General features: G+C 48.9%; 20 protein-coding genes. 18 read left to right on the top strand and 2 right to left on the bottom strand.

What is annotated here, in order from left to right; all coding sequences use genetic code 11:
* The first annotated feature begins 322 nt into the window (after nucleotides 1-322).
* On the top strand, nucleotides 323-1,279 hold the full coding sequence (gene rluC / locus K9N75_RS13350) for a 23S rRNA pseudouridine(955/2504/2580) synthase RluC (protein ID WP_008813803.1): 957 nt from the start codon (nucleotides 323-325) through the stop codon (nucleotides 1,277-1,279).
* Between the two features lie 47 nt (nucleotides 1,280-1,326).
* Here the strand turns inward: rluC and K9N75_RS13345 are convergent, their stop codons facing one another.
* On the bottom strand, nucleotides 1,327-1,926 hold the full coding sequence (locus K9N75_RS13345) for a Maf family protein (protein WP_130961120.1): 600 nt from the start codon (nucleotides 1,924-1,926) through the stop codon (nucleotides 1,327-1,329).
* 141 nt (nucleotides 1,927-2,067) lie between these two features.
* On the opposite strand from K9N75_RS13345, the gene yceD reads away from it, so the two are divergent.
* The 14 genes from yceD (at nucleotide 2,068) to ptsG (ending at nucleotide 14,509) form a co-directional block, all read left to right on the top strand.
* Entirely contained in the window at nucleotides 2,068-2,589 is a 522-nt protein-coding gene (yceD, locus tag K9N75_RS13340) for a 23S rRNA accumulation protein YceD (protein ID WP_004092920.1), read from the top strand.
* Between the two features lie 16 nt (nucleotides 2,590-2,605).
* Entirely contained in the window at nucleotides 2,606-2,776 is a 171-nt protein-coding gene (rpmF, locus tag K9N75_RS13335) for a 50S ribosomal protein L32 (protein WP_004092921.1), read from the top strand.
* A 27-nt stretch (nucleotides 2,777-2,803) separates the two neighbouring features.
* Entirely contained in the window at nucleotides 2,804-3,838 is a 1,035-nt protein-coding gene (gene plsX, locus K9N75_RS13330) for a phosphate acyltransferase PlsX (RefSeq protein ID WP_008813801.1), read from the top strand.
* Nucleotides 3,839-3,844: 6 nt separating this feature from the next.
* Nucleotides 3,845-4,795 (top strand): beta-ketoacyl-ACP synthase III, encoded by a 951-nt coding sequence (locus K9N75_RS13325; protein ID WP_008813800.1) that lies wholly within the window; start codon nucleotides 3,845-3,847, stop codon nucleotides 4,793-4,795.
* Nucleotides 4,796-4,899: 104 nt separating this feature from the next.
* Nucleotides 4,900-5,829, top strand: coding sequence for an ACP S-malonyltransferase (gene fabD / locus K9N75_RS13320; RefSeq protein WP_008813799.1), 930 nt, complete (start codon nucleotides 4,900-4,902; stop codon nucleotides 5,827-5,829).
* Nucleotides 5,830-5,842: 13 nt separating this feature from the next.
* On the top strand, nucleotides 5,843-6,577 hold the full coding sequence (gene fabG / locus K9N75_RS13315) for a 3-oxoacyl-ACP reductase FabG (protein ID WP_008813798.1): 735 nt from the start codon (nucleotides 5,843-5,845) through the stop codon (nucleotides 6,575-6,577).
* 154 nt (nucleotides 6,578-6,731) lie between these two features.
* The gene (gene acpP / locus K9N75_RS13310; RefSeq protein ID WP_004092933.1) at nucleotides 6,732-6,968 is read left to right on the top strand and encodes an acyl carrier protein; all 237 of its coding nucleotides are present in this window, start codon (nucleotides 6,732-6,734) and stop codon (nucleotides 6,966-6,968) included.
* An 89-nt stretch (nucleotides 6,969-7,057) separates the two neighbouring features.
* Nucleotides 7,058-8,299, top strand: coding sequence for a beta-ketoacyl-ACP synthase II (fabF, locus tag K9N75_RS13305; protein WP_008813797.1), 1,242 nt, complete (start codon nucleotides 7,058-7,060; stop codon nucleotides 8,297-8,299).
* A gap of 141 nt (nucleotides 8,300-8,440) precedes the next feature.
* Nucleotides 8,441-9,253, top strand: coding sequence for an aminodeoxychorismate lyase (gene pabC, locus K9N75_RS13300; RefSeq protein ID WP_224451727.1), 813 nt, complete (start codon nucleotides 8,441-8,443; stop codon nucleotides 9,251-9,253).
* An 18-nt stretch (nucleotides 9,254-9,271) separates the two neighbouring features.
* Nucleotides 9,272-10,297, top strand: a complete 1,026-nt coding sequence (mltG, locus tag K9N75_RS13295; protein ID WP_096080712.1) for an endolytic transglycosylase MltG — start codon at nucleotides 9,272-9,274, stop codon at nucleotides 10,295-10,297.
* Nucleotides 10,287-10,928 (top strand): dTMP kinase, encoded by a 642-nt coding sequence (gene tmk, locus K9N75_RS13290; RefSeq protein WP_008813794.1) that lies wholly within the window; start codon nucleotides 10,287-10,289, stop codon nucleotides 10,926-10,928. The genes mltG and tmk overlap by 11 nt, the downstream gene beginning before the upstream one ends.
* Entirely contained in the window at nucleotides 10,925-11,911 is a 987-nt protein-coding gene (gene holB, locus K9N75_RS13285; RefSeq protein ID WP_224451726.1) for a DNA polymerase III subunit delta', read from the top strand. Before tmk ends, holB begins: the two co-directional genes overlap by 4 nt.
* Before the next feature lie 49 nt (nucleotides 11,912-11,960).
* A complete protein-coding gene (locus tag K9N75_RS13280; RefSeq protein ID WP_008813792.1) occupies nucleotides 11,961-12,749 on the top strand; it encodes a metal-dependent hydrolase in 789 nt (262 codons plus the stop codon).
* Between the two features lie 326 nt (nucleotides 12,750-13,075).
* Nucleotides 13,076-14,509, top strand: coding sequence for a PTS glucose transporter subunit IIBC (gene ptsG / locus K9N75_RS13275; RefSeq protein WP_224451725.1), 1,434 nt, complete (start codon nucleotides 13,076-13,078; stop codon nucleotides 14,507-14,509).
* Nucleotides 14,510-14,587: 78 nt separating this feature from the next.
* Here ptsG and ribA read toward each other — a convergent pair whose 3' ends face one another.
* Entirely contained in the window at nucleotides 14,588-15,175 is a 588-nt protein-coding gene (gene ribA, locus K9N75_RS13270; protein WP_008813790.1) for a GTP cyclohydrolase II, read from the bottom strand.
* Between the two features lie 287 nt (nucleotides 15,176-15,462).
* Between ribA and pgpB the strand changes: the two genes are divergently transcribed.
* The 3 genes from pgpB to lapB all read left to right on the top strand — a co-directional run bounded on the left by pgpB (nucleotide 15,463) and on the right by lapB (nucleotide 17,961).
* A complete protein-coding gene (pgpB, locus tag K9N75_RS13265) occupies nucleotides 15,463-16,227 on the top strand; it encodes a phosphatidylglycerophosphatase B (RefSeq protein ID WP_096080714.1) in 765 nt (254 codons plus the stop codon).
* Between the two features lie 253 nt (nucleotides 16,228-16,480).
* Nucleotides 16,481-16,786, top strand: a complete 306-nt coding sequence (locus tag K9N75_RS13260) for a LapA family protein (RefSeq protein ID WP_004092950.1) — start codon at nucleotides 16,481-16,483, stop codon at nucleotides 16,784-16,786.
* A gap of 5 nt (nucleotides 16,787-16,791) precedes the next feature.
* On the top strand, nucleotides 16,792-17,961 hold the full coding sequence (gene lapB / locus K9N75_RS13255) for a lipopolysaccharide assembly protein LapB (RefSeq protein ID WP_224451724.1): 1,170 nt from the start codon (nucleotides 16,792-16,794) through the stop codon (nucleotides 17,959-17,961).
* Nucleotides 17,962-18,034 lie beyond the last annotated feature (73 nt).

The raw sequence follows: 18,034 nt of genomic DNA, 5'->3' as shown, positions 1-18,034 counted from the left end.
ACGCCATTGCTGCATTTCTGTGTCATCAAGTAAACGTCAAATCCCGTCGTTTTCCCTGTCTTAATGAGAATAAACGCGGAAATCTTTGTCATTATTCCACTGCAATGCCCTGTATAGCAAGACGACTTTTGCCCTTATCCGGAAGATTCTTGCAGTAGTTCACAACAAGGCTGTCTGGTTGCTCGTATATTAGGCATAATGCGGGCGCAAACGTTCTCTCAACCGTGTCCACATCGTCTCTTTTTCATTCCTTTCATGATTATCTTCGGCGAGTTCAAAAAAGAAGTGGCATGCAGAGAGTTGCCTCTTTAAAATCGCGCCCATGAATATGAATAACACCTCAGTAAAGTTAGTCACGATTGCCGCCGATGAGGCTGGGCAGCGTATTGATAATTTTTTGCGCAATCAGCTGAAAGGCGTGCCAAAAAGTATGATTTATCGCATCGTGCGCAAGGGCGAGGTGCGGGTTAATAAAAAACGCATTAAACCAGAATATAAACTGCAGTCTGGAGATGAGGTTCGCATTCCTCCGGTGCGCATTGCGGAGCGAGATGAAGCGCCTGTATCCGCGAAACTGGACAAAGTCGCCGCGCTCAACGACTGCATTATCTTTGAAGATGATTATTTGTTGGTGCTGAATAAGCCCTCTGGGACAGCGGTTCACGGCGGCAGCGGCCTAAGCTTTGGTGTTATCGAAGGATTGCGTGCACTGCGCCCTGAAGCGCGTTTCCTTGAATTGGTTCATCGTTTGGACCGTGAAACCTCGGGTGTGCTGTTAGTGGCTAAAAAACGCTCTGCTTTGCGTGCACTGCATGAACAACTGCGTATGAAGGGCATGCAGAAAGATTATCTCGCACTGGTGCGTGGACAGTGGCAGTCGCACTGTAAAGTGGTGCAGGCGCCATTGTTGAAGAACATTCTGCAAAGCGGTGAGCGTATCGTGCGGGTGAATGCCGAGGGCAAACCGTCAGAGACTCGCTTCAAAGTGGAGGAGCGCTTTGAGAATGCTACGCTGGTGAAAGCAAGTCCTGTCACGGGACGTACACACCAGATTCGTGTTCATACGCTGCATGCGGGGCATCCGATTGCCTTTGACGATCGCTATGGCGATCGCGAGTTTGATAGCGAACTGAAAGGCACGGGCTTGGATCGCTTGTTCCTACATGCTGCAGCATTGCGTTTCGAGCACCCGAATACGGGGGAAACCATGCGTGTTGAAGCGCCGTTGGATAAGAAATTGCGCCATTGCCTTGACGTATTGCGCAAGACAAAGGCGTAATACTTTTCTTATTGCTCATGAATAAGCCGGAGTGATTCCGGCTTTTTTTATGCTTTGTTTTTGCTGTGTAGCAGGGCGTTGTAACCTGATTTAAGTAGCATTTCATTGAGCGCAATCAGCGGGAGGCCGATCAGCGCATTGGGATCTCGGCCTTCGAGACGGCTAAATAGTAAAATTCCCGCACCTTCACACATAAAGCTTCCTGCGCAGCTGAGTGGCATTTCTAGCTCGATATAAGCGCGAATTTCTTCATCACTTAAATAACGAAAATGAACGTGGAATGTTTCACAGATCATCTCTCTATGCATGGTGTGACTATTAACTACGCACAGACCGGTATAAAAGGTGATCATTTTTCCACTGGCGGCGCGTAATTGGCGCTGTGCATTCTCCACCGAACCCGGTTTACCGACGATATTTCCATCGATGACACATACCTGATCGGAACCAATAATAAAATTATTTGGGAATTTATTTGTCAGCGATAGCGCTTTTTCTAACGCCAAACGTTGAACCAAATCGGTTGCTGACTCCCCATCTTTCGGCGTTTCATCGGTATCGGGCGCTGCGCAGATAAACTCAACGCCAAGCTTTTCAAGCAAAGCTCGGCGGTAAGGCGAAGTAGAGGCTAGAATCAAAGGTGACATATTTTTTCCATAAAGCATGGCGTAATTGAATCTGACATTTTAAACTGTCCGCCGCTCAGGAAGCGAATATTGGAGGGAAAGTGCGCCCACAAGGCCTTTTCCTTTGACTCTCGGTCTTTACAAAGTTAATATGCGCGCCCTATGCAAAAGGTAAAATTACCCTTGACCCTCGATGCAGTTCGTACTGCACAGAAACGATTAGATTACGTTGGTTTCTATTCGTCTGAGCAGGTAACGCGAGTTGCTGAATCTGTGGTCAGTGTGGATAGCGATGTTGCCGTGTCGTTGTCATTTAATATTGATAACCAGCGGTTAGCGGTGATTACTGGTCATGCCGACGTAACGGTAACGTTATGTTGTCAGCGCTGTAATCAGACGTTCCAACAGCAAGTCCATACAACGTATTGTTTCAGCCCGGTCGCCAATGACGAGCAGGCTGAGGCATTGCCGGAAGCTTACGAGCCGATCGAAGTCAACGAATTTGGTGAAGTCGATTTGCTGGCAATGGTAGAAGATGAAATTATCCTCGCCCTGCCGGTAGTTCCGGTGCATGAATCTGAACACTGTGAAGTGTCCGAAGCGGACATGGTCTTTGGCAAACTGCCTCCAGAGGCGGAGAAACCAAACCCATTTGCCGCATTAGCCAGTTTAAAGCGTAAGTAATCAAGGAGTAAGGTCAATGGCCGTACAACAGAACAAAAAAACCCGCTCTTGCCGTGGTATGCGTCGTTCACACGATGCGCTGACCACGACTACCGTCTCTGTTGACAAGGTTTCCGGTGAAACTCACCTGCGTCACCATGTCACTGCGGACGGTTTCTACCGCGGTCGCAAGGTTATCGTTAAGTAATACTTTTAGTATTTACAAGGCGATACTTTGACTCGTCTAACCCTAGCGTTAGATGCTATGAGCGGGGATTTTGGTCCTTGCATCACAGTGCCTGCAGCTTTGCAGGCACTGGCCTCTACTTCGTCGCTATACCTTCTGATTGTCGGACAACCCGACGCCATCGCACCTTATCTTGCTAAAGCCGATCCGTCGCTTCAAGAACGTTTGCGTGTGGTTCCTGCTGAGTCTGTAATTTCCAACGATGCTAAACCTTCGCACGCGATCCGTACGAGCAAGGGAACATCGATGCGCGTTGCTCTCGACTTAGTGAAGAATGGTGAAGCGCAGGCCGTCGTTAGCGCGGGAAATACCGGAGCGCTGATGGGGCTGGCAAAAATGATGCTTAAGCCTTTAGACGGTATTGAGCGTCCAGCGTTAATGACGGTTTTGCCTAATCAGCAAAAAAGTAAAACGGTAGTGCTGGACTTAGGCGCTAACGTTGAAAGTAGCAGCGCCATGTTAGTGCAGTTTGCCGTGATGGGTGCGGTAATGGCCGAAGAACTCGTTGGCGTAGCAACGCCACGCGTAGCCCTGCTAAATATTGGTGAAGAAGAGTGTAAAGGTTTAGACAATATCCGCGAAGCCGCCGCTGTGCTTAAGAGCACGCCAGCGATTAACTATATCGGCTATCTGGAAGGCAATGATTTGCTAACGGGCAAAACAGATGTGTTGGTTTGTGACGGCTTCGTGGGTAATGTTACGTTAAAGACAATGGAAGGGGTGGTGCGTATGTTCCTGTCCCTTCTTAAATCACCGGGAGAGAAGCGCAGACGCTCCTGGTGGTTAAAGTTATTGGGACGCTGGATACAAAAAAGAATCGCTAAGCGTTTCGGTGACTTGAACCCCGACCAGTATAATGGAGCTTGTCTGGTAGGATTGCGTGGCACCGTGATTAAAAGCCACGGCGCAGCGAACCAAAAAGCGTTCGCTGTTGCTATCGAACAGGCTGTGCAGGCGGTGCAAAGGCAAATTCCTCAGCGAATTGCCCTGCGCCTTGAGGCGATATTACCCAAGAGTGATTGATCGTACATGTATACAAGAATTCTCGGTACGGGGAGCTATCTGCCCGTACAAGTGCGTACCAACGCTGATTTAGAACGTATGGTTGAAACGTCTGATGAGTGGATTGTTTCCCGTACAGGTATCCGCGAACGCCGCATTGCAGCGCCGGATGAAAACGTGTCAACCATGGCATTTGAAGCGGCTAAGCATGCGCTTGAGATGTCTGGGCTTGATAAAGATGAGATTGGCCTGATTGTTGTTGCGACAACATCTGCGACTCACGCGTTTCCAAGCGCCGCTTGCCAAGTTCAAAATATGCTGGGGATCAAAGGTTGCGCGGCGTTTGATGTTGCTGCCGCTTGTGCTGGCTTCACCTATGCGCTGAGCATTGCCGATCAATATGTCAAAAACGGTGCGGTAAAACATGCGTTGGTGATTGGCTCTGATACTTTGAGCCGCACATTGGATCCTCAAGATCGCGGCACGGTGATCTTATTCGGTGATGGGGCGGGAGCTGTGGTGCTGGGCGCTTCTGACGAGGCGGGTATTTTGTCTACGCACATTCACGCTGATGGTCGTTATGGCGAATTGCTGACGTTACCAAATCGCCAGCGTTATACCGACGATCAAGCATACCTGACGATGGCAGGTAACGAAGTGTTTAAAGTTGCTGTGACAGAACTCGCCCACATTGTTGACGAGTCTCTTGCTGCGAATAACCTTGAACGCAGTGACTTGGATTGGCTAGTTCCGCATCAGGCAAATCTGCGCATTATCAGCGCGACGGCGAAAAAGCTGGGTATGACGTTGGATAATGTGGTGGTAACACTGGATCGTCACGGTAATACTTCTGCCGCATCGGTGCCTTGTGCACTAGATGAAGCGGTGCGCGATGGTCGTATCCAGCGTGGTCAACTGATTCTGCTCGAAGCCTTTGGTGGCGGTTTCACCTGGGGTTCTGCTTTAGTTCGCTTTTAATTGTTAAGCTTTTTCTAATAATGTGTGGGATGAAGTTATCCTAAGTGACAGGGTAACTTTGTTCTATCGTGCTGAATTAGAAATAGAATATCAGGAATATAAAAATGTCTAAATTCGCAATGGTATTTCCGGGGCAGGGTTCGCAGACTGTCGGCATGCTGGCCGATCTCGCGACTCAATTTCCGATTGTAGAGCAGACTTTTGCTGAAGCCTCTGATGCTTTGGGTTACGACCTGTGGAAACTGGTTCAGGAAGGTCCAGCCGAAGAGTTGAATAAAACTTGGCAGACTCAGCCAGCGCTGTTGGCGGCGTCTGTCGCTATTTATCGTGTATGGCAGCAGCAGAATGGTGCACAGCCTGCGATGATGGCGGGTCACAGCTTGGGCGAGTATTCCGCGCTGGTTTGTGCCGGTGTGCTGGATTTCAAACAGGCGATCCGTCTGGTTGAGCTGCGCGGCAAGCTGATGCAGGAAGCCGTTCCAGCAGGAACAGGTGCGATGTCTGCCATTATCGGTCTGGATAATGACGCTATTGCTAAAGCGTGTGAAGAGTCTGCGCAAGGGGAAGTTGTTTCTCCTGTAAACTTTAACTCGCCAGGTCAGGTTGTTATTGCTGGTAACAAAGATGCCGTTGAACGTGCCGGTGCTGCATGCAAAGCTGCCGGGGCAAAACGTGCGTTGCCGTTGCCTGTCAGCGTGCCATCGCATTGTGCGCTAATGAAGCCAGCGGCTGAGAAATTGGCCGTTGCGCTGCAAGAAGTGACATTCAATGCTCCGAAGTTTGCAGTAATCAATAACGTCGATGTGAAAACCGAAACCTCTCCAGAGGCGATTCGCGATGCACTTGTTCGCCAATTGTATAGCCCAGTTCGCTGGAGCGAGTCGGTAGAATTTATGGCAGGTGAGGGCGTTGAGCATCTGCTGGAGGTTGGACCGGGCAAAGTTCTGACTGGCCTGACCAAGCGTATTGTAGACACTATGACTGCAGCAGCGATTAACGATGCCGCATCAGTGTCCGCAGCGCTTGCACAATAAGAAGAGGAAAATGATGAGCTTCGAAGGAAAAATTGCACTGGTCACTGGCGCTAGCCGTGGTATTGGCCGCGCTATTGCTGAAAGTTTAGTGGCCCGTGGCGCACGCGTTATTGGCACAGCAACAAGCGATAAGGGTGCTGCAGATATTAGCGCTTACCTTGGTGAAAACGGCAAAGGCTATAACCTAAACGTCGTCGATCAGGCTTCTATTGATGCAGTTTTAAGCGCTATCCGTGCTGAATTTGGTGAAATTGACATTTTAGTCAATAATGCCGGTATTACTCGTGATAACCTGTTGATGCGTATGAAAGACGACGAATGGCAGGATATTTTAGACACAAATCTGACCTCCGTATTCCGTCTGTCAAAAGCGGTTTTACGAGCTATGATGAAAAAACGCTGTGGCCGCATTATCACCATTGGCTCTGTTGTTGGTACAATGGGTAATGCAGGACAAGCAAACTACGCGGCCGCTAAAGCAGGATTGATTGGCTTTAGTAAGTCTCTAGCACGAGAAGTTGCTTCTCGTGGCATTACCGTTAACGTCGTGGCACCCGGTTTTATTGAAACTGATATGACTCGTGCGTTAACGGATGAACAGCGTGCCGGTATTCTTTCGCAGGTCCCGGCTAACCGCTTGGGTGATGCAAAAGAAATCGCGAATGCTGTTGCTTTTTTAGCTTCAGATGAAGCTGGCTATATCACCGGTGAGACCTTACATGTCAATGGCGGCATGTATATGATCTAAAAATCACGAAAAAAATTTGCGTTTTTTGAGGGAATGACCGCAAAATAGCGCAAAATCGTGGTTTGACCAGCCGGGATTTAGTTGCATCTTTTTCAACTTTCAATACACTACGAAAACCATCGCGAAAGCGAGTTTTGATAGGAAATTTAAGAGTATGAGCACTATCGAAGAACGCGTTAAGAAAATCATTATCGAACAGCTGGGTGTTAAAGAAGACGAAGTCGTGAATGCTGCTTCCTTCGTTGACGATCTGGGTGCTGATTCTCTTGACACCGTTGAACTGGTTATGGCTCTGGAAGAAGAGTTTGATACTGAGATTCCGGACGAAGAAGCAGAAAAGATCACTACTGTTCAAGCAGCAATCGACTACATCGAATCTGCGAACAAGTAATCGAACACATCTAGGCGGTCATTCGACCGCCTACGTTTTTTCCTGCTCTCATAGAGTTTCAAATTAAATTCCCTCCCTGGAGGACAAACGTGTCTAAGCGTCGAGTTGTTGTGACCGGACTGGGCATGTTGTCTCCTGTCGGCAATACTGTAGATTCCACTTGGGATGCTATCGTGGCCGGGCAGAGTGGCATCAGCCTAATCGACCATTTCGATACTAGCGCCTATGCAACGCGTTTTGCTGGCTTAGTAAAGGATTTTAATAGTGAAGACTATATCTCGCGTAAAGATGCACGCAAGATGGACGCCTTCATTCAGTACGGGATCGCTGCCGGTATTCAGGCATTTAAAGATTCTGGGATTGAAGTTACAGAAGAAAATGCTCCACGTATTGGTGCCGCTATCGGTTCTGGTATTGGCGGGCTTGGCCTGATTGAAGAAAACCATGGTGCGCTTGTTAAAGGCGGACCACGTAAAATCAGCCCATTCTTCGTGCCTTCAACCATCGTGAATATGGTGGCAGGTCATTTGACCATCATGTTAGGTCTACGTGGCCCGAGCATTTCCATTGCAACGGCGTGTACTTCTGGTGTGCACAACATCGGACATGCAGCACGTATGATCGCGTACAACGACGCAGACGTCATGCTGGCAGGTGGTGCAGAGAAAGCGAGCACGCCTCTGGGTGTTGGTGGCTTTGGTGCCGCACGCGCACTGTCAACGCGTAACGATAACCCGCAAGCGGCAAGCCGCCCATGGGATAAAGATCGTGACGGTTTCGTTCTCGGTGATGGCGCTGGTATTCTGGTTCTTGAAGAATACGAACATGCGAAAGCGCGTGGTGCAAAAATTTATGCTGAAATCGTAGGTTTCGGTATGAGTAGCGATGCTTACCACATGACTTCTCCACCGGAAAACGGTGAAGGTGCAGCACTGGCGATGGTGAATGCTTTGCGTGATGCGGGCTTGAATGCATCTCAGGTTGGCTACATCAACGCTCACGGAACTTCTACTCCGGCGGGCGATAAAGCAGAAGCTCAGGCTGTGAAAAGCGTATACGGGGCAGATGCCGGTAAAGTCATGGTGAGTTCTACCAAATCGATGACAGGTCACCTCTTAGGTGCCGCTGGTGCGGTTGAATCCATCTTTACCATTCTGACACTGCGTGACCAAATCGTTGCGCCAACCATTAATCTGGATAATCCAGATGAAGGTTGCGACCTTGACTTTGTACCTGGTGCAGCTCGTCAGGTGAAGGGGCTGGAATATGCGCTGTGTAACTCCTTCGGCTTTGGTGGCACTAACGGTTCTGTGATTTTTCGCAAAATCTAAGCTACGTTAGCGGGTAGCGTTATTATCTGCATAAATCGAATGGCCCTTATGGGGCCATTTTTTTTACCTGCGTAATTTGAAACGCTAAAATATGAAAATCACACTGAGATAGCGTGTCTTGGGCCGCGTCGGGAGTTTGTTATGTTTTGGCTTAATGGGAAACCTGCAGAGACGATACCGCTCGACGATCGGGGGTTGCACTACGGTGATGGCTGTTTTACCACCGCACGCTGCGTGCAGGGAAAAATCGATCATCTAGAAGCACATTTAAATCGAATGCAGACGGCCTGTGAACAGTTGCTGATCGGCAATGTGAACTGGACTGTGTGGCGAGATGAGTTTCTTTTTGTTGCACGATCTGCTGGGGATGGCTTTGTTAAAGCTATCATTACTCGAGGGAGTGGAGGCCGCGGTTATTCTATTGCGGGAGCCGATCAGCCAAGACGCATTTTCACTAACGGCCCGTTGCCGCCGCAATATTCCCAATGGCAGCAGAGGGGTATCTCACTCGCGATTAGCCCAATCCGTCTAGGCATCAACACTACCTTAGCCGGCATAAAACATCTTAATCGTTTGGAGCAGATACTGATTAAGGCAAGTCTTGAGCAGACAGACGCGCATGAGGCTTTGGTGCTTGACACCAAGGATAGGCTAGTGGAATGCTGTGCGGCTAATTTGTTTTGGCGTAAAGGAAAGCAGGTTTACACTCCGTCTCTTGAGTACGCAGGGGTAAACGGTTTGATGCGCCAACGGATTATGGCCTTGCTAGCAGACAGCGTGTACGAATTAGCCGTGGTTTCCGAACCTATGCAGACATTGCAGGATGCGGATGAAGTTTTTGTATGTAACTCTTTAATGCCGTTACTGCCAGTAAATGAAGTGGGGGAGTATCACTTCCATTCTCGGCAGTTGGCGAACTATTTATTACCAGGGTGTCTTAGCCCCGTGGCGTGAGTAAAGATTGGCGGTTGAATGAAGAAAAAACTGTTTGGACTCCTTGTTGTCTGCATGCTGATTCTGATGGCGACCCTGTTTTGGGGCTATTATCAGGTGCAGAAGTTTGCCCGAACGCCTTTGGCGATCTCTCAGGAAACACTCTTTAAACTTCCGGCTGGAACTGGCCGCGTTGCGCTTGAAGGGTTATTGGTGAGAGATAAACTGATGACTCATTCTTATTACTTCCCATGGTTATTACAAATAGAACCAGAGCTCGCTAATTTTAAAGCGGGCACGTATCGCATTACGCCGGGGATGACCGTACGTCAGTTTCTTGAGTTGCTGAAAAGTGGCAAAGAAGCGCAGTTTACGGTGCGCTTTATCGAAGGGACGCGTTTACAGGATTGGATGCAGGTACTAGCTGCATCGCCTAGTTTGAAGCAAAACGTAGCCAATAAAAGCGAGGCTGAAATTGCTAAAATGCTTGGCTTACCCGAAGGGCGATCCCTTGAAGGCTGGCTGTATCCTGATACCTATCATTACACCGCAGGTAACAGTGATGAGATGTTGCTTAAGCGCGCCTATAGCCGCATGAACAAAGAAGTTGATGAAATATGGCAGGGACGTGAGAAAAATCTGCCGTATAAAACGCCGGAAGAATTAGTCACTATGGCGTCAATTATCGAAAAAGAGACGGGTGTGGGCGAGGAGCGAGGTAAAGTTGCTTCGGTATTTATCAATCGTCTGCGTATTGGGATGCGTCTGCAAACCGACCCTACCGTCATTTATGGCCTAGGCAACGCTTACAACGGCAACTTGACGCGGCGCGACTTACTGCAGCCAACCGCATACAATACCTACGTTATATCAGGATTGCCGCCAACGCCGATTGCGATGCCAAGCCGAGCCTCATTAGAGGCGGCGGCGCATCCAGATAAAACATCTTATTTATATTTTGTCGCTGATGGTAAAGGTGGGCACGTATTTACCACCAACTTACAGAGTCATAATCAAGCCGTGCGGGATTATTTGCAGGTGCTAAGGGAAAAGAATGGAAAGTAAGTTCATCGTGATAGAAGGCCTTGAAGGGGCAGGGAAGACGACAGCGCGTGATACCGTGGTTGATGTATTACGTCAGCAGGGGATTCAGGATATCGTTTTCACACGTGAGCCCGGCGGTACACCATTGGCAGAGAAACTACGCGATCTCGTCAAACAGGGCGTCGAGAACGAAAAACTTACCGACAAAGCAGAAGTGTTGATGCTTTACGCCGCGCGGGTACAGCTGGTTGATAACGTGATTAAACCTGCGCTGGCTCGTGGGGCGTGGGTGGTCGGCGATCGTCACGATCTCTCTTCACAGGCGTATCAAGGCGGTGGACGTGGTATTGATTCTCGGTTGATGCAGTCGCTGCGCGATACTGTCTTGGGTGATTTCAAACCGGACTTAACGCTCTATCTGGATTTACCGCCGGCGATAGGCCTAGAGCGTGCGCGTAGTCGAGGTGCTTTAGACCGTATTGAAAAGGAATCTTTGGCGTTTTTTGAGCGTACTCGCACACGTTATCTGGAATTAGCGGCGCAGGACGCAAGCATTATCACCGTTGATGCATCACAAACGCTTCCTGAAGTAACCGCAGCGATTCGCTTAGCGCTTGAATCTTGGTTCAAACAGCAGGAGCATGGCGAGTGAACTGGTATCCGTGGCTGAGTGCACCTTATCGCCAACTGGTAGGGCAACATCAGGCTGGACGAGGGCATCATGCTTTGCTGGTTCATGCGATTGCAGGATGTGGCGATGATTCGTTGATGTATGCTCTTGGGCGCTGGCTGATGTGTCAAAGGCCAAACGGCGATAAAAGCTGTGGCGAGTGCCATAGCTGCCGTTTGATGCTGGCCGGCAATCATCCCGATTGGTATCACTTACAGCCAGAAAAAGGGAAATCTAGCCTCGGGATCGAACCCGTACGCCAGATTATCGAGCAACTCTATGCGCATGCTCAGCAAGGGGGCGCAAAAGTCGTTCTCTTGCCATTGGCTGAAACCTTGACAGAAGCGGCGGCCAATGCGCTTTTGAAAACGCTTGAGGAGCCACCCGAGAAAACCTATTTTCTCTTAGGTACTCGCGAACCGGCAAACTTACTGGCTACCTTGCGTAGCCGCTGCTTCTATCTCCACCTTCCTGTTCCTGACGAAGCGCTAAGCCTACGTTGGTTGCACACACAGCAGCCAGGTGACGAAACGGCGATGCGTACGGCATTACGCCTGAATGGAGGCGCCCCAGTTGCTGCGTTAGCACTGCTTGAGCCAACTATCTGGAAACAACGCCTTCAACTATGTCAGGGATTGCAGCAGGCCATTACTCAGCGTCAGTGGATGCAGTTATTGCCGCTGCTGAATCATGAAAACGTTGATCATCGTCTTACATGGTTATGTGCATTGTTACTGGATGCAATAAAACTTCAGCAGGGTGTCACTACGGCGCTCATGAATTTGGATCAACAGCCGCTGGTACATCAGTTAGCATCAACTCAGGCAACCCTAGTGCTGCAACAGCAGCTAGAGCAATGGATTTTCTGCCGCCATCAGCTTCTCACCACCGTTGGGCTGAATCGTGAGCTTATGCTCACGCGTCAGTTGTGCTTGTGGAGCGAGTCTTTCCCTCCTGCCGTGTAGTAACGTCGTTGACGGCTGCACGGCTAGCTATTTTATCAGGTTATAAATTATGTATTTAGTTGATTCCCATTGCCATCTAGATGGACTGGACTACGAAAACCTGCACAAAAGCGTCGATAGCGTTTTAGCCGATGCAAAAGCTCGTGATGTGGGTTTTGTATTGGCGGTAGCAACGACGCTGCCGGGATATCTGGCGATGCGCAAGCAAATTGGTCAGCGCGATAATGTTGCATTTTCCTGTGGTGTACATCCACTCAATCTGGATGGCGGCTATGATTATGCCGAGCTGCGTCAGCTTGCTAGCGCGCCAGACGTGGTTGCCATGGGCGAAACGGGTCTGGATTACTTCTATCAGAAAGACAATATTCCTTTGCAACAAGAGTCATTTCGCCAGCATATCCGCATCGGCCGTGAGTTGCATAAGCCGGTGATTGTTCATACGCGAGATGCGCGTCAGGACACATTAGACATTTTGCGAGAAGAGCAGGTGCATGAATGTGGTGGCGTCTTGCACTGTTTCACTGAAGATCAGGACACGGCTCGCCAACTGTTGGATATGGGTTTTTACATTTCATTCTCTGGCATTGTGACTTTTCGTAACGCCGATGCGTTGCGTGAAGTTGCCCGCTACGTACCGATTGACCGAATGCTGGTTGAGACCGATTCTCCCTATCTGGCTCCTGTTCCACATCGTGGTAAAGAGAATCAGCCCGCTTATGTGCGTGACGTCGCTGAATATCTTGCGGTGCTAAAAGGAATGACGCCAGAGGCTTTAGCGCAACAAACGACAGATAACTTTGTTAGCCTGTTTGGAGTGGCTTTGCCGCAACGTGGATAATATCTATTTATTTTATAGCTCGTAATTAATCATTCAAACGCGTATCTTTCTGGTCGAAAATAGCTTTTCAAAGGTTTGATACGCATCACAGTGGTGATTTTTTTAACGATTAAATACCAAAAGTGTTATTTAGATCTCTGTATTTGCTGAAGCGTGACAACCATCATACACATTAGAGGGTATTTATTTTACCCTGTGTAAAAATTAAGGAAGTGCAACGACACTTCTACTGCGTTCAGGTTCTCTTCCTGCGCGTGGCGTGATTCTCGGGTATACGCGAACGCGCTAATAAAAGAGCACTATTTTATTCAGGAGCACTCTCAACTATGTTTAAAAACGCATTCGCAAACCTGCAAAAAGTAGGTAAGTCGCTAATGCTGCCGGTGTCCGTTTTGCCCGTTGCAGGCATTCTGCTGGGTATCGGCTCGGCCAACTTCACTTGGCTACCCGCAGTAGTCTCGCACGTGATGGCTGAAGCCGGTGGTTCGGTATTCGCCAATATGCCGTTGATTTTTGCAATTGGTGTCGCACTTGGCTTTACCAATAACGACGGCGTTTCTGCGCTGGCTGCAGTGGTTGCGTATGGCATCATGGTGAAAACCATGGCCGTTATTGCACCGCTGGTATTGCATATTCCGGCTGCTGAGATTGCCGAAAAGCATTTAGCCGATACCGGTGTGCTGGGGGGGATCATTGCAGGTTCTATCGCAGCCTATATGTTTAACCGCTTCTACCGCATTAAGCTGCCTGACTATTTGGGCTTCTTCGCGGGGAAACGTTTTGTTCCGATCATTTCAGGCCTAACTGCTATTGCGTTCGGTATTGCCTTGGCCTTTATTTGGCCACCGGTGGGTTCGGCCATTCAGTGGTTCTCCCAGTGGGCGGCCTATCAAAATCCAAAAGTAGCATTTGGTATTTATGGCCCCGTTGAACGTGCGTTAGTACCTTTCGGCTTGCACCACATCTGGAACGTCCCATTCCAATTCCAAGTGGGTTCGTTTACTGATGCGGCCGGTCAGGTGTTCCACGGCGATATTCCTCGCTATATCGCGGGTGATCCAACAGCAGGTAAACTGTCTGGTGGCTTCTTGTTCAAAATGTACGGTCTGCCGGCAGCGGCGATTGCGATTTGGCATTCTGCTAAGCCAGAAAACCGCGCTAAAGTCGGCGGGATTATGATCTCGGCGGCGTTGACCTCTTTCCTGACGGGGATCACCGAGCCGATCGAGTTCTCGTTCATGTTTGTTGCCCCAATTTTGTATGCTATTCATGCTATTTTGGCCGGTCTGGCGTTCCCTATTTGCATCATGTTGGGAATGCGTGATGGCACGACATTCTCTCCTGGGCTGATCGACTTTATTTTACAAAGTGGTCACAGCAGCAAAATTTGGTTGTTCCCTATTGTGGGGATTGCTTACGGTTTGGTGTACTACGTTATTTTCCGCGTGCTAATAACCAAACTGAACTTGAAAACACCTGGCCGTGAAGATTCGTCTTCAGAACAGAAGGCCCAGAGCAGTGACGAAATGTCTGCGGCGTTAGTGGCTGCGTTTGGGGGCAAAGACAATATTACTAACCTGGATGCGTGTATCACTCGTCTACGTGTGAGCGTAGCGGATGTGGCGAAAGTGGATCAGGCTGGTTTGAAGAAATTAGGTGCCGCAGGCGTTGTGGTAGCTGGTTCAGGCGTACAGGCTATTTTTGGTACCAAATCAGATAACTTAAAAACGGATATGGACGAATACATGCGTAATCACTAATCCGTGATTGGACTATGAAGAAAAAGAAAGGAGGCCATGGCCTCCTTTCTTTTGTCGGTATAATGGTGTGATGCGGAATTAATCGAGCAGATGACCCATTTTAGCGGCTTTAGTCGATAGATAACGCTCGTTTTTCGGATTACGGCCAACAATAAGAGGAACGCGCTCGGTGATGTTAATGCCCGCTTCGGTCAGAATCTCAACTTTTTTCGGGTTATTTGTCAGTAACCGAACCTGATCTACCCCTAAGAGTTTGAACATATCCGCACATAAGGTGAAGTCGCGCTCATCAGCAGCGAAGCCAAGTTGATGGTTTGCTTCCACCGTGTCTGCGCCCTTATCTTGTAAAGCGTACGCGCGGATTTTGTTCAGCAGTCCGATGTTTCTACCTTCTTGGCGGTGGTACAGCAAAATACCCCGACCTTCTTCTGCAATGTGCTCAAGTGCAGCTTCTAACTGAAAACCACAATCACAGCGCAAGCTGAAGAGTGCGTCGCCGGTTAAACATTCTGAATGTACGCGCGAAAGCACGGGTGTTGCGCCAGACACATCACCATAGACTAAGGCTAGATGATCATGGCCGGTAGCAATTTCTTCGAAGCCGACCATCAAAAAGTCACCCCAAGGTGTCGGCAATTTTGCTTCAGCCACTCGTTTAAGCTGCATGTTGATCTCCACAACTACATCTTTTTAGATACTGCCCATTATGGACACCGGTTATTGTGTGCTGCCGATGCAGGTGAGTGCAGGCACAACCGAAGTAAATCCGGAAAAACCGAATCTTTAATATGACGCCTATTTTGCCACAACTATTGGCGATACAGCAGTTTTCGGTGATGACCGCGTCTTTTTTGTTCTAAGCGTTCAATAAAACACCGCGTGATATTTCCTGATAGGCTTCATTGATATGGTATTGCTACACTGAATATTCAATAGAAAGAAAGGATTAATTGATGTTACAGATTGCAAAGCGTACCACGGTAGGTCTGATTGTGTTACTCGCCATGCCCGTGACCGTCTGGATGAGCGGCTGGCACTGGCAGCCAGGGGGGACTGATTACATTCTCAAAGCGCTGTTTGCGATGACAGAAACGGTGACCTCGCCGTGGGGGGCGCTCACTAGCATCGTATTGGCAGGATGGTTTCTGTGGTGTTTACGCTTTCGGATCAAAGCAACGGTTATCTTATTTATTATACTGACAATAACTGTTGTTGTGGGACAACAAATAAAATCGACAATTAAAAATTGGGTGCAAGAGCCTCGTCCTTATGTCATGTGGTTGGAAGGTGAACACAATGTTGATGTGAAGGCATTTTATAGCCTCAAACGTGGTGCTCGCGGTGATTTGGTGACTGAACAACTACAGAATGAAACGCGTATCCCACAGTGGTTAAAAGGCCATTGGGCATTTGAAACCGGTTTTGCGTTTCCTTCAGGGCACACTATGTTTGTTGCAACGTGGGCTTTGCTCGCGTTTGGGTTGTTGCTTCCACGACGTCGATACATTTCGACGTTGGTGATCAGCATTTGGGCTATTAGTGTGATGGGAAGTCGTTTAGTGCTAGGGATGCACTGGCCGCAGGACTTGATTGTCGCAACCTTAATTAGCTGGGTATTAGTGACGATATCGTGCGCGCTGGTACAACGATTTTGCGGTTCTTTAGATATTAGTGCACCGGAATCTCAAGAGATAAAACAACGCACTGAAGACGAGTAACTTCAAGGAAAACTTGAAGTTTTAGGGGATAACCCCCATATAGTTCTCATATCTATATACTGGTTGTTTGACTGGGATACCTTTGAATCTCAAAAGTGAATTGCATGAGACATAATGAGATCTGGGAGTACTGAAACAGGGTTTTAGTGCTGCGTGGGGTTCCCCTACGATATAACTAAATGATAATTTAAGCATTCGGGTGCTGTTTTCTTTGGCATAATTCATCCGGTTAACCTGATTTACAGGAAGAAATGTGAAATATCTGCTAATTTTTTTGATCATCTTGGCTGTTTTTGTGCTTTCCGTCACGTTAGGTGCGCATAACGATCAGACTGTTGCGTTCAATTATTTGATCGCCCAAGGTGAATACCGCCTTTCTACGCTACTTGCGACGCTGTTCGCGGGTGGGTTCATTCTGGGTTGGATTATCTGCGGCTTATTTTATATACGCGTCCGTTTGGGGTTGGTTCGTGCCGAGCGTAAAATTCGCCGCTTAGAACAGCAAGCTGCGCCTGCGGAGCCTGATAATCTGGCGCCTCCCGCGACGCTGAAGGAATAGAGACTATGTTAGAGCTGCTGTTTCTGCTTCTTCCCGTTGCTGCCGCCTATGGCTGGTATATGGGACGCAGAAGTGCTCAGCAGGATAAGCAGCAGGAAGCCAGCCGCCTTTCGCGTGAATACGTGGCAGGGGTAAATTTTCTGCTTTCTAACCAGCAGGACAAAGCGGTTGACCTGTTCCTCGATATGCTTAAAGAGGACAGCAATACGGTCGAAGCGCATCTTACGTTAGGTAACTTATTCCGCTCGCGTGGCGAAGTTGACCGCGCTATTCGAATCCATCAGGCTCTGATGGAGAGTGCTTCTTTGACTTTTGATCAGCGTTTGTTGGCTGTTCAGCAGCTTGGGCGCGACTATATGGCCGCGGGGCTTTATGATCGCGCTGAAGAAATGTTTAATCAGTTGGTCGATGAGCAAGACTTTAAGGTCTCGGCGTTACAGCAATTATTAATTATCTACCAAGCCACTAGCGATTGGCAAAAAGCGATAGACGTGGCTGAGAAGTTGGTTAAGCAGGGCAAAGATCAGCAGCGCATCGAAATTGCACATTTTTACTGCGAGCTTTCGCTGCAGGCGATGGGGAGCGATGATTTAGAACGAGGCCTGGCGCTGCTAAAAAAGGCCGCCTCAGCAGATAAAAATTGTGCGCGCGTGTCTGTGATGCTCGGTAGGATCTATATTGCCAAAGATGAACCCGCCAAGGCGGTCGAAGCGTTGTCTCAGGTTTTAGACCAGGACAAGGATCTGGTCAGCGAAGTCTTGCCTATGATGCATGATTGCTATCAACAGCTCAATCAGCCCGAGCAATGGGTGGCTTTTTTACGTCGCTGTGTAGAGGAAAATACGGGCGCTGCGGCTGAACTTATGTTGGCCGAGGTCTTGGAGCAAAATGAAGGCATTGAGGCGGCACAGGTTTACGTTGGACGTCAATTACAGCGGCATCCAACTATGCGCACCTTCTATCGCTTGATGGATTACCATTTGGCGGAAGCCGAAGAGGGCCGAGCGAAAGAGAGCCTGCAATTGCTGCGAGATATGGTTGGCGAGCAAATTCGCACTAAGCCGCGCTACCGCTGCATGAAATGTGGGTTTACTGCCCATACGATGTATTGGCATTGTCCGTCGTGTCGCGCATGGGCAACCATCAAACCGATTCGCGGACTTGATGGGCAGTAATTTAGCGCCTCTCTGCGCTAGGCACACGGTCTAACGCTGTGTACAATGCCCTCCCTGATAAAGGCCTTATTTC

Origin of the sequence: Hafnia paralvei, from assembly GCF_020150375.1 — a bacterium.
GTDB classification, from domain to species: domain Bacteria; phylum Pseudomonadota; class Gammaproteobacteria; order Enterobacterales; family Enterobacteriaceae; genus Hafnia; species Hafnia paralvei.
Note: the sequence above shows the minus strand (reverse complement) of the source record. Positions and strands in the feature narration are given on the sequence as shown.